This window comes from Pseudomonas sp. O230, from assembly GCF_045447035.1.
In the GTDB taxonomy this organism is placed as follows: Bacteria; Pseudomonadota; Gammaproteobacteria; order Pseudomonadales; family Pseudomonadaceae; genus Aquipseudomonas.
In genome coordinates this window covers 145,791-156,424 of sequence record NZ_JBJGXN010000013.1, presented here as the reverse complement: position 1 = coordinate 156,424, position 10,634 = coordinate 145,791, and the positions used below count along the sequence as shown (strand labels likewise).

12 protein-coding genes are annotated in these 10,634 nt (G+C 61.8%); 2 read left to right on the top strand and 10 right to left on the bottom strand.

What is annotated here, in order from left to right; all coding sequences use genetic code 11:
* Positions 1 to 51: 51 nt before the first annotated feature.
* From ACI77H_RS26825 to ACI77H_RS26810, 4 genes are read right to left on the bottom strand one after another with little or no spacing between them, the layout of a single operon-like run.
* Complete coding sequence (locus tag ACI77H_RS26825) at positions 52 to 609, bottom strand: DUF4136 domain-containing protein (protein WP_407014712.1); 558 nt, start codon at positions 607 to 609, stop codon at positions 52 to 54.
* Between the two features lie 54 nt (positions 610 to 663).
* Positions 664 to 1,278: a DUF4136 domain-containing protein gene (locus tag ACI77H_RS26820; RefSeq protein ID WP_407014710.1), complete on the bottom strand. Its 615-nt coding sequence runs from the start codon at positions 1,276 to 1,278 to the stop codon at positions 664 to 666.
* A 12-nt stretch (positions 1,279 to 1,290) separates the two neighbouring features.
* Positions 1,291 to 2,040 (bottom strand): methyltransferase domain-containing protein, encoded by a 750-nt coding sequence (locus ACI77H_RS26815; RefSeq protein WP_253435857.1) that lies wholly within the window; start codon positions 2,038 to 2,040, stop codon positions 1,291 to 1,293.
* On the bottom strand, positions 2,040 to 2,342 hold the full coding sequence (locus ACI77H_RS26810) for a MazG-like family protein (protein WP_017336358.1): 303 nt from the start codon (positions 2,340 to 2,342) through the stop codon (positions 2,040 to 2,042). The genes ACI77H_RS26815 and ACI77H_RS26810 overlap by 1 nt, the downstream gene beginning before the upstream one ends.
* Positions 2,343 to 2,486: 144 nt before the next feature.
* On the opposite strand from ACI77H_RS26810, the gene ACI77H_RS26805 reads away from it, so the two are divergent.
* A complete protein-coding gene (locus ACI77H_RS26805) occupies positions 2,487 to 2,780 on the top strand; it encodes a hypothetical protein (protein WP_150634530.1) in 294 nt (97 codons plus the stop codon).
* A 47-nt stretch (positions 2,781 to 2,827) separates the two neighbouring features.
* Positions 2,828 to 4,177, top strand: a complete 1,350-nt coding sequence (locus ACI77H_RS26800; RefSeq protein ID WP_407014708.1) for an MATE family efflux transporter — start codon at positions 2,828 to 2,830, stop codon at positions 4,175 to 4,177.
* Here ACI77H_RS26800 and ACI77H_RS26795 read toward each other — a convergent pair.
* The 6 genes from ACI77H_RS26795 to ACI77H_RS26770 form a co-directional block, all read right to left on the bottom strand.
* Positions 4,171 to 5,046: an alpha/beta hydrolase gene (locus ACI77H_RS26795; protein ID WP_407014706.1), complete on the bottom strand. Its 876-nt coding sequence runs from the start codon at positions 5,044 to 5,046 to the stop codon at positions 4,171 to 4,173. The genes ACI77H_RS26800 and ACI77H_RS26795 overlap by 7 nt on opposite strands.
* A gap of 18 nt (positions 5,047 to 5,064) precedes the next feature.
* Positions 5,065 to 5,847, bottom strand: coding sequence for a DUF4123 domain-containing protein (locus ACI77H_RS26790; RefSeq protein ID WP_407014705.1), 783 nt, complete (start codon positions 5,845 to 5,847; stop codon positions 5,065 to 5,067).
* A complete protein-coding gene (locus ACI77H_RS26785) occupies positions 5,844 to 7,160 on the bottom strand; it encodes a contractile injection system protein, VgrG/Pvc8 family (protein WP_407014704.1) in 1,317 nt (438 codons plus the stop codon). Before ACI77H_RS26785 ends, ACI77H_RS26790 begins: the two co-directional genes overlap by 4 nt.
* Positions 7,161 to 7,393: 233 nt before the next feature.
* On the bottom strand, positions 7,394 to 9,307 hold the full coding sequence (gene speA / locus ACI77H_RS26780; RefSeq protein ID WP_407014703.1) for an arginine decarboxylase: 1,914 nt from the start codon (positions 9,305 to 9,307) through the stop codon (positions 7,394 to 7,396).
* A 218-nt stretch (positions 9,308 to 9,525) separates the two neighbouring features.
* Positions 9,526 to 9,897: a translation initiation factor Sui1 gene (locus ACI77H_RS26775; RefSeq protein WP_008031278.1), complete on the bottom strand. Its 372-nt coding sequence runs from the start codon at positions 9,895 to 9,897 to the stop codon at positions 9,526 to 9,528.
* Positions 9,898 to 10,075: 178 nt separating this feature from the next.
* Positions 10,076 to 10,633, bottom strand: a complete 558-nt coding sequence (locus ACI77H_RS26770) for an NUDIX hydrolase (RefSeq protein ID WP_407014701.1) — start codon at positions 10,631 to 10,633, stop codon at positions 10,076 to 10,078.
* Between the last annotated feature and the right edge of the window lies 1 nt (position 10,634).

The following is a 10,634-nucleotide window of genomic DNA, read 5'->3' as shown; positions in this document are numbered from 1 at the left end:
CTGGCAACCCGCCATTCCAGCAAAAAAAACCTGTGGGAGCGGGGTTCCGATTTACCTGGGTGGGTAGTTGGCAAGTATCCGGCCGACCGTTTCGCGTATCGCCGTGCTGCGGTCCGAAGGGTTCGGTGAGCGGCTGAGAATTTGTTCGTCACTGCCGCGCCACACCAGTTTGCCGTCCTTGCCGTCGAGCAGGTCAATCTGGATGATCGCCACCTTGTAGCTGATGTTGCGGGTTTCGTTGTACATCGGCCCGCCCCAGTAGCCATTCCATGGGCCACCCCAACCGCCGCCGTAGTTGGTCGTCACTTGTTGCTGACGGTCTTCGACGATCAGGTAGGTTTGCACGCTCACATCGCCCTTTTTGCCCGCAGCGGCCGGGCGCAGGCCACGCTGATCCAGTTGATCGGCCACCGACTGACGAATGCGTTGCTCGGTCAGGTCGCTCTTGATCCGTGGGTCATCGGGGCGATATTGCAGGGCGGGGTCTTTCCAGCTCCAGCTGCGATAGGCGGCGAAATCGCGGCTGGCATCGAAGTCATGATTGACCTGGTTGCCGGCGCAGGCACTGAGGAGCGCGGCCACGGCCAGTAAAACGAGACGGCGGAACATGATGATTCTCCGGTTGAAGACATGAACCTGCGGAGCGCTTCTCGATTGCAGAAGCTAACTGGGAGGATACGCCGACATGGCCTTTTCCACAGCCTCCCGAATGGCATCGGCGCGTGCACTCTGGCTGCCTTTGTTGCTGGTTTCGGCGCTCGCACTCCAGACAGGTTGACCGCTTTGCGCATCGAACAGGTCCACCCGCACCACCACAACCTGCTCCGAATAAGTGCGAACAATCGGCACCGTGTTGTACATGCCATAACCGCTGCCGTAGCGGTTGTAACCGCCATACCCGCCGCCGTAGGAGCCGTAGTCGTCCTGAACCTGCCGCAAGCGGGTTTCCAGATGCAGATTGGCGCTGACGAACAGGTCTGCCGGGCGATTGTCGTGCAGCGGGCGCAAGCCGCGCTGATCGAGGGCATTGCTCACGGCTTCGGCGACTTGTGCCGAATCCGCCCAGGCCGACCCCGGCGGCAGTTGCCCATTGAGCCAGGCCCAGCTGCGGTAGCGACCGTAGTCACGCGGCGCCGCCGGATAGGCGCTGCGGTCGAACGTGTTGGCGGCCTCGGGCGGCGCCGGCGGCAAGGGTTTGGAACTTGCCACATAGGGATTGGTGCTCTGGCAGGCAGCCAACCCCAGACAGATCACCAGTAACCCTGAACGAGTTTTCATTTCGCGCTCCGATCAGACCGGCCGACAGATCCAGTGCAAGTAACGCCCAAGCCCGGCAAAACTTGGGTGACGCCGGTGGGCCAGTTCCATTTCCAGCAAATCCACCAGTTCGGCGCGGGCCTGGAACTCGACCGGCATGTAATCGTGGAAAACCCGCACCCCGCTCTGGGTTTCGACCTGCCACAGGCCTTCAAGTTGCGCCGCCAATTCACGCGGATCAAGCGGCTGTTGCGGCGTCAGGCTCTGCTTTTCGCCGGCCATGTCATTCTTGCGCATTTTGCGGAAGTGGCCCTTGAGCAGGTTGCGGTAGATAAGCGCATCGCGGTTGTAGAAGGCCAGGGACAACCAGCCGTCCTGTTTCGTCAGTTGATGCAGCACCGGCAGAATCGCGTGGGGTTCGGCCAGCCATTCCAGCACCGCGTGGCACAGCACCAGGTCGTAGGGTTCGGTGAGCTGACCGAGCAGGTCTTGCCACGGCGCCTGAATAAAAGTGGCCGTCTGGCCGGCTTCGGCAAAACGCTGGCGGGCGCCTTCGAGCATTGGCTCGGCGGGTTCGGCCAGTGTCACGTCGTGCCCGCGCTGGGCCAGCCACAACGACATGTGGCCCAGACCAGCGCCGATGTCGAGTACTCGCAAGGGTCGGTCCGGCAGGGTTTCCGCCAGGTCGGCCTGAAGCACCGCCAGACGGATCGCACCTTTGGCGCCACCGTAGATCTTTTCGGCGAAGCGCGTCGCCAGTTGATCGAAATGACGGTCGCTCATCAGCTGAACCTCCGTTCACTGTCCGCGAGCTTGCTGCGCACCACTTCATTCATGTCCAACCCCAACTCGCTGCACAACAGCAATAGATAGAGCACGATGTCGCCGACTTCCTGCCCGGCATGGGCCAGTTTGTCCGCCGGCAATTGGCGCGACTGGTCTTCGCTCAGCCATTGGAAGATCTCCACCAGCTCGGACATTTCCACGCTCGCGGCCATGGCCAGGTTTTTCGGGCTGTGAAATTGCCGCCAGTCATTGCGGTCACGGATGGCGTGCAGGCGTTCGGTCAGTTCAACAAGGTTCATCGGGCTCTCCTGAAGGCGTATAGCTTCGGGGGGATGATGCGTGAAGGCAAGCGGCACACGCCGCAAAACCACTATGCTTGCAGGGAACTCGCCACCGCGTTCAATGGCCCAAGGCTCAACCACTTACATCAGGACGTTAACGACATGCAGGTAGAAAGTTTTTTCGAATGGCTCGGCCAGGCGCTCGGTTCGGTCATCCGCTTTATCATTGACGCCCTCAGTGGCCTGTTCAATCTGTTGAGCAACGCCGGCGGCAACTTCGTCGAAGGATTGTCCCGCGCGCTGGGCATGGATACGTCGATCATCAACATCATCGCGTTGATCCTCGGGCTGATGCTGTTGTGGTCGGCGATCCGGGCATTCATGAATGCGTCGATCATCATGGGGATCATCTGGTTGCTGCTGGGGTTGTGGTTGTTGAGCTGGATAATCCACTAGCCCCGCCCCTCCCTGTCGCTACAATGCCCGCTCCCCGAGGAGCCCGCATGTCCAACCTGATTGCCGACTGGCGCGACCGTCCGACCCATCGCCGGGTCTGGGCGCTCGCCGCACCCATGATCCTCTCGAACATTTCCGTGCCGCTGGTGGCGCTGGTCGACAGCACGGTCATCGGCCACTTGCCCCACGCCCATCAACTGGGCGCCGTCGCGGTCGGGGCCAGCCTGTATACCTTTCTCGCCTGGGCCATGGGCTTTCTGCGCATGGGTTCCACCGGGTTTGCCGCCCAGGCCGCCGGACGCGGGGACGGCGCGGCGTTGCGGCAGATCCTGTTGCAGGGGCTGTTGCTGGCCATGGGGCTGGCCATTGTCTTGGGTGCGCTGGGTGTTCCGTTGAGCGGTGTCGCGTTGCACTTCATGCAACCTTCGGCGGAACTGGATCAGTTGACCCGCGAATTCTTCCACACGCGATTGTTCGGCCTGCCCGCGGCGCTGGCCAGTTATGCACTGGTCGGCTGGTTCCTCGGCACGCAAAACGCCCGGGCGCCACTGGCGATTTTGCTCAGTACCAACCTGGTCAACATTGCGCTGAACCTGTGGTTCGTCCTCGGCCTGGAATGGGGCGTGGTCGGTGCGGCCCGGGCCTCGGTGATTGCCGAGTGGACCGGTGCGCTGATCGGCCTGCTGATGACCCGCAAGGCCCTGCGCGCCTACCCCGGCCACATCGCTTGGGCCGCGCTGGCGCTGTGGCAGAGTTGGCGACCGCTCCTGGCCGTCAACCGCGACATCTTCATTCGCAGCCTGTTGCTGCAATCGGTGTTTTTCCTGATCACCGTGCAAGGTGCGCGGCTGGGTGACGCCACGGTCGCCGCCAACGCTTTGCTGCTCAATGGTTTGCTGCTGACGGCCCACGCGCTCGATGGCTTGGCCCACGCCGTGGAAGCGCTGTGCGGGCACGCGATTGGCGCTCGTGATCGGGATGCCCTGCGCCGTTCTTTGGTTGTCGCCTGCGGCTGGTCGTTGTTGGCGAGCGTGGGGTTTGCCGTGCTGTTCCTGTTCGCAGGGAACCTGTTCATCGAGATGCAGACCGACATTCAGAGCGTGCGCGACACGGCGTTCATCTACCTGCCCTACCTCGCCACCCTGCCCTTGATCGCGGTCTGGAGCTACTTGCTCGACGGGCTGTTCATTGGCGCAACCCGCGCCCGGGAAATGCGCAACGGCATGCTGTTAACCGTGATTCTGCTGCTGCCGTTTGGCTGGGCATTACAAGGTTTGGGCAACCACGGACTGTGGATAACCTTCCTGTTGTTCATGGTGCTGCGCAGCCTGACCCTTGGTGTGATTGCCTGGTTTTTGCGCAACAACGACGGCTGGTTCAGCGGTCGGGCTCACTGACCCGGCGTCGCCTTCACGAACGCGGCGACCTGCTCCAGCACCGGCGCCAGACCGCGCATCGGTCGTGACAGCGACGCTACCAGCGTGGCATGGCCGGGACGCGAAAAGTACAGGTCCTGCACCGGCACGCCCGCCTCGCGCAGCTTGCGTGCCAGCCCGCCGGTGTTGCGCGTCGGGTTGACCAGATCATCGTCCGTCGCGGCCATCAACAAGGCTGGCGGCGCGCCAGGACTGACGTGATTGATCGGCTGCGACTGCGGCGGTGAATCCGGCCAGAAAAACACCGGGCGTACGTGCGGATTCTTGATCGGCAAAAAATCATACGGTCCGGCCAGACCGATCCAGCCGCTGAGATTGTGCGGCGACAGGCCCACCGCGCCGAGCAGGCCGGGGTCCAGCGCCAACATCGCCGCGTTGTACGCCCCGGAACTGTGGCCCATCAGGTACAACCGCTGCGGATTCCCGGAAAACTGCCGAATGTGTTCGTGTGTCCAGGCAACCGCCTGTGCGCCATCCTCCAGGAACAGCGGATAACGCACCTGCGGATACAGCCGATAGTCTGCCAGCACCGCGACAATCCCCCGAGACGCCAACGCCTCGCCGACAAACGCGTAATCGCTGCGCGAACCGCTGTTCCAGCTGCCGCCATAGAAAAACACCACCACAGGGGCGTTTGCCATGAGATGGCGCGGCACATACACATCGAGTTTTTGCCGTGGATCAGCACCGTAGGCGATGCCCTCGGTCTTGTCGAAACTCCCGTCGGGGGTCAGGGCATTGAGCAATTTCAGCGGCGAGCACGCCGTCAGCGCGAACAGAAGATACCCGCCGATTGCCAGGCTGAACATTCGCCGCAGCGTACTTGCCATCAATGCAGAACCTCGTGTTCAGGGTTGATCGTTCTGCCACCGCTTGCGCAGGCTATCGAGGCGCTCCTGCTGGGTCAGCCCCGACAACGGCGGCACCAGCGAAGCGCGGGGGTACTGCAAGCGTAGCCATAACCAGCCATCGAGTACCGGCCGCTCGCTGAAACCCAGCGCCAGCCCTTCCTGCACATGGGACCACAGGCGGCTGTAATCGGTCCCGGTGGATTGGCTCCAGTGCCAGGTATGCTGTTCCAGCAGGCAGGTTTGCAGGGTTTCGCGCTGACGGGGGCTGAGGCTTTCTTCGACCGCCAACGGGCTGACGGCGAGCCCCGGATTGAGCAAGTGCTGCCAGCCCTGACTGCCAATCGCGCGATCGGCCCACGTCCCGCCGAACCAGTGCAACTGGCTGATCGGACCCAGCCAGCGACTCAGCTCCCGGGCATCGCAGGCGTCGAAAAAGTAACTGGCTGTGTTCGGGTTGTAATAACTCAACAAGGCCCGATGGTGCAGCCCACAACTTACGGTGAGCATGCGGCGTAAATGCTCCAGCAATTGCGATGACGGCACCTCGCTGACGATCAGCAAGCCACGCCAGGCCTGCGTTTGGCTGTAGCACAACTCGGCCAGCGCCGGGCACGTTCGAAGGTCGACCAGCGCCGGGCCGTCTTCGCGCAACGCCTGCAGTTCGGTGCCCTCGAACAACCAGAACCACTGGGCCTGCGAGAACGCCTGTTGCAGTGCTGCGCTCGCTTGAGGCGCACTCGGGACGTCCAGCAACAGCCATTGCGGGGTTGCGCCAATCATGCAGCACCGCTCTGGCCAAACAGCGTCGCTGCCCGACAGGTACAGTGCGCCTGCGAGCAGTGACTGAAGCTGCCGCCGCCGGGCAACAGACACAACAGCACCAAGGGCTCGCCCGAGCGCAGGAGCTCCAGCAAGCCGTCATGGGGTGAGCCGGCCTCAGGCGGGCTGGGCTCCTCAACCGCCTCGATCGACGACGGCGTGTGAAGAAACCCGCAAATCAGCGGCTGATCCGGATCGCCCTCGATAAAGCTCACCACCACCTCGGTCCCTTCGCTCAGCGGCGAGACGGACGGCCCTTGCAGTTCAGCCGCCAGCGGCAGCCAGCAATGACTGGGCGTCGCGCCTTCGCCCTGATAGAGCCAGTCAAACTGCACGGCAATCGGTCTGGAGGGATCGGGCCGTGGCTCATCGATATTAACCACCCAGGCCCGTTGCAGGCTGTGCATCCGTGGTTTCGCCGCGCAATGCGGCGAGACGAAAGGCAACTGCCAGTGAATCGCGCGGATCTGGTTGCTGTACGGGGCCAGTGGATCCTGACTGCCCTGGTGGTCGACATGGGTCAGCAACCACAGATGATTCCACTCGCCGAGCGGATGGCCAGACAACGGCATCAACTGACCGCTGCGCAGCGTCGGCAGATCCGTGCAACCTTCGGCACTTTGCGCGGTGCGTTGCCCCGCCTGACGCTGAAACTGGCGCACCGCAGGGGAAGCTTGCTCGACCGCGAACACCACGTTTTCGCCGAGGCGAAAATGCCCGTGACCGTCGCCAAAAACCACACAGTGCCCATCGGGCTGATGCTCGAAATGGTAGTGAAGGCGTTCCTGGGCGCACAGCCGCTGGAGAAACTGCAGATCCGATTCCCGATACTGCGTACAGAAATCACGGGGCGGGTAAGCGCCAGACAATTCGAAGCGCCGATCCTTGCCGGTAATGCCGTGTTCCTTGAGCACCTGGCTGAGGATCTCAGGCACCGACAGCGCACTGAAAATGCGCTGGCTGAAACGTTGGGACAGGCACGCCAGCTTCGGCCCCAGTCGGACGTGGCAAAGCCTGACCTCCGGGCCATGGTCACGCTGGACCAGTTCATGCAATTGCCCGTGAAAAACGCTGCCCTCAGGCCCGACCTGCAAAACGGCCGGACGGTACAGCAAGCTTGCAAGGTCGAGCGTCGGGTCATCGATCAGCAGATCCACATCGAACACAAAGGGCTCGCTGATCGCTTCTTTACCGGTAAAGGCCAGGACTTCGAAAGGGTCGGGCAGACCGGCTACATCCAGACGAAATGAAGGTTCGTTGACTGGATCGAACATCGGCGATTCTCTACAGGAGGGGCGGCCGGGGATTCTCGCCGAGAGACATGGCCGAGTAGAGTGCCGAAGTACAACTTAGGAAATGGCCTACGAGAAAAGAAGACCATATGGCTTTGATAGTCGGGAGTGTGGGACGTTTCGCTGAAAAATAGAGAACCGTCGCACCAGGTCATCTGAAATTTCCGCAGCGTGCGGAACATTTTCAGACAACCTGGCGAGAACGGCGCCTTACCTCAAGAAGACAGGTAAGACGAACGGGTCAGGCCCAGGCGCAGGGCGTCAAGGAACTGCGTGCGTTCGGCGGCGGTGATGCGCGCACTGGCGCACTTGTCGCGGTAGTGGGTCATCAGCTCTTCCGGCGACAAATGCACGTAGCGCAGCATGTCTTCGATGGTGTCGTGGGTTTCGATACCCGCGTGGTACACGCTGCCGTCGGCATTCTGGTAGATGTTCACCGAGTCGGTGTCACCGAACAGGTTGTGCATGTCGCCCAGAATTTCCTGGTACGCGCCCACCAGGAAGATCCCCAGCAGGTAGTCTTCGCCCTCGTTCAGTGCGTGCACTGGCAGGCTGGTTTCGATGCTCTGCTCGTCGACGTATTGCTTGATCTTGCCGTCGGAGTCGCAGGTCAGGTCTTGCAGCACCGCGCGGCGCAGCGGCTCTTCGTCGAGACGGTGCAGCGGCAGGATCGGCAGGACCTGGCCGATGGCCCAGGTGTCCGGCAGACTCTGGAACACCGAGAAGTTGCAGATGTATTTGTCGGCCAGTTTGTCGTTGAGTTCGTCGAGCACCTGACGGTGAGAACGCTGACGCGCCTTCAACGAGTTGTGCAGGCGACGGCACACGGCAAAGTAGCATTGCTCGGCCAGGGCTTTTTCGGCCAGGGTCAGCTTGCCGTCGGCGTACTGGGTGGCCACGTCGCTCATGTAGTGGGTAGCGCGCCAGTAGGTTTCGGTGACCATTTCGATGTCGGTCGGGCCGAGCAGGTCAACCAGCCACTGCACGGTTTCCGGCAGCGCTTCCTTGTTTTCGATCTGCGGCACGTCGTCGTTGTGTTTCTCAACGTCGGTGACTTGCACCACCAGCATGGCGTGGTGCGCGGTCAGGGAACGGCCGCTCTCGGAGAAAATGTTCGGGTGCGGCAGGCTCTGCGCGTCGCAGAACTCCTTGAGCATCCCAACCACGACACCGGCGTAATCGTCCATGTCGTAGTTGATGGAGCTGGCGTTACGCGAGTGCGTGCCGTCGTAATCGACGCCCAGACCGCCACCGACGTCGATGTGATCCACCGGCAAGCCAAGGTTGCGCAATTCGCCGTAGTAACGGATCGCTTCCTTGAAGCCGTGCTGGTAGTCCGCCAGGTTGGCGATCTGCGAGCCCATGTGGAAGTGCAACAGACGGATGCCCTGGTCCAGGCCCGCCGCGCGGAAACGCTCGACCACCGACAGCAATTGCGCCGCCGACAGACCGAACTTGGATTTCTCGCCACCGGTGTCCGCCCACTTGGACGATGCCAGCGACGACAGACGCACGCGCAGACCGACCTGCGGCTTGACCTTCAGCGAGGCGGCTTCTTCGATCACCAGGCCGACTTCGGATTCTTTCTCGATCACGATGAACACGTTGTGGCCGAGCTTCTGGCCAATCAGCGCGAGGCGGATGAACTCGCGGTCCTTGTAACCGTTGCAGACGATGGTGCCGCCCTTCGGCGCCAGGGCCAGCACGGCCAGCAGCTCAGGCTTGGAGCCGGCTTCCAGGCCGATGGACACGTCCTGGGTGGCGATGATGTTCTCGATCACCGCTTCTTGCTGGTTGACCTTGATCGGGTACAGCGCGGTGTACTTGCTCTGGTATTCCAGGCGTTCGATGTTGGCATCGAAGGCACCGGTCAACTGACGCACGCGGTCTTGCAGGATATCCGGGAACCGCACCAGCAATGGCAAGGACAAACCGCTTTTGCGCAGCTGGTCGACTTGCTCGAACAGGTCGATAGGCGAACTGGTCGGACCGTTCGGACGAACTTCGACGCGACCGGCGTCATTGATCGCGAAATATCCGGCCCCCCAATGGCGGATCCCGTAAACACTGCGGCTGTCCGCAACTGTCCATTGGCTGCCATCGTCTTTGCGTGTGCGTCTTACGGACATTGAAGTCCCCTATAAAGAAGTCATAGAGCGTCGCCTGGGTTCAGGCCGGCGCAGTCTAAAGGATGAAAATGACGGTTCGTCAACGAGGGGATAGACCTCGCTGACCGCAGTGAGTTTAGAAACCGGTCAGAACAGGCTCTGTGAAAACCATGTGGGCGACACCGGACCGGAAGGAAATCGGGACCGGGTCAAGCCGAGGGTGGTTTTCACAGAGGCTGCTAGCCGCCGGACTTCTTTGCCTTGAAACCGAGTTTGATCAGCTCACCCAACAACAGCTCGACATGATCGCCCTGGATCTCAATGATTCCGTCTTTCAACGCCCCACCGGTGCCACAGCGTTTCTTCAACGTGGTGGCCAGGTCCTTGAGCGCGTCTTCAGCCAACGGCACGCCAGTGATGGTGGTCACCGTCTTGCCGCCACGGCCCTTGCTTTCGCGACGCACACGAGCGATGCCGTCGCCGGCCGGGATAACGGTCTGTTTGCAGATACAGGCGTCCACCGGTTTACTGCAATCCGGGCAATGACGACCTGCGTCGGTGGAAAATACCAAGCCACCAAGGGCGGCGAAGGATGCGGCTTTTTTGGCCACCGGCAATCCTCTTGGGAGGACAAAGACTGGTCGCGGCAACCTGGGCAGGTGCCATCGACCGCGAAGCCCCACTCAGGCAGGGGCAGCGCTACTGAACCAGGATTTGCCGGCTCAGCTTGAAAAGGTCGCGCAGTGTAACGGCAAAAAGCCGACTTGCTAAGAGCCAATCGGCGCCAATTTATGCCTCTTTTGCGACGCCGCCGCCACGAGCCCGGAGATAGCGCTTCAACGCGGCCAGAGAGTCCGGGCAGTAAGGCTTTTCGTCGATTTCCCGAAGCACTTGATCGATGGGCAAAAAGCGCGCTTCGAGCACCTCTTCCGGTTGCAGGACCAACGGCCCGTCCCACACCGCCGAAAATGCCGAACACCACAAACGATTACCGGTGTCTTCGAAGAAAAAGTGATCGTGGGCCGTGAGTTCCACCCCGCCCACGCCCAGCTCTTCTTCGAGCTCACGGGCGGCCGATTCGGCGTAGGTTTCGCTGGCGAGCACCATGCCCCCCGCCGCCACGTCCCAATAACCGGGATAAATCGCTTTGCTCAGGGTGCGCCGGTGAACGCAGAGTTCGCCAGCCGAATTGAACAGCATGATGTAGGTGCCGCGCCCGATCAGCCCGCGCTCACGCAGGTCCGAGCGGACCAGCGCGCCGAGCAGGTTGTCCTGCTCGTCGACCCAGGCAATCTGTTCGGCATCCGAAGCCGCGCGGTGTGCCGCCTCTTTGGCGTTATCGACCATG

Excerpts from the sequence above, each read along its gene's own strand:
- ACI77H_RS26800 (WP_407014708.1), top strand. The coding sequence starts at position 2,828 with ATGTCCAACCTGATTGCCGACTGGCGCGACCGTCCGACCCATCGCCGG.
- ACI77H_RS26810 (WP_017336358.1), bottom strand. The coding sequence starts at position 2,342 with ATGAACCTTGTTGAACTGACCGAACGCCTGCACGCCATCCGTGACCGC.
- ACI77H_RS26770 (WP_407014701.1), bottom strand. The coding sequence starts at position 10,633 with ATGGTCGATAACGCCAAAGAGGCGGCACACCGCGCGGCTTCGGATGCC.
- speA (WP_407014703.1), bottom strand. The coding sequence starts at position 9,307 with ATGTCCGTAAGACGCACACGCAAAGACGATGGCAGCCAATGGACAGTT.
- ACI77H_RS26825 (WP_407014712.1), bottom strand. The coding sequence starts at position 609 with ATGTTCCGCCGTCTCGTTTTACTGGCCGTGGCCGCGCTCCTCAGTGCC.
- ACI77H_RS26785 (WP_407014704.1), bottom strand. The coding sequence starts at position 7,160 with ATGTTCGATCCAGTCAACGAACCTTCATTTCGTCTGGATGTAGCCGGT.
- ACI77H_RS26790 (WP_407014705.1), bottom strand. The coding sequence starts at position 5,847 with ATGATTGGCGCAACCCCGCAATGGCTGTTGCTGGACGTCCCGAGTGCG.
- ACI77H_RS26820 (WP_407014710.1), bottom strand. The coding sequence starts at position 1,278 with ATGAAAACTCGTTCAGGGTTACTGGTGATCTGTCTGGGGTTGGCTGCC.
- ACI77H_RS26805 (WP_150634530.1), top strand. The coding sequence starts at position 2,487 with ATGCAGGTAGAAAGTTTTTTCGAATGGCTCGGCCAGGCGCTCGGTTCG.
- ACI77H_RS26795 (WP_407014706.1), bottom strand. The coding sequence starts at position 5,046 with ATGGCAAGTACGCTGCGGCGAATGTTCAGCCTGGCAATCGGCGGGTAT.
- ACI77H_RS26815 (WP_253435857.1), bottom strand. The coding sequence starts at position 2,040 with ATGAGCGACCGTCATTTCGATCAACTGGCGACGCGCTTCGCCGAAAAG.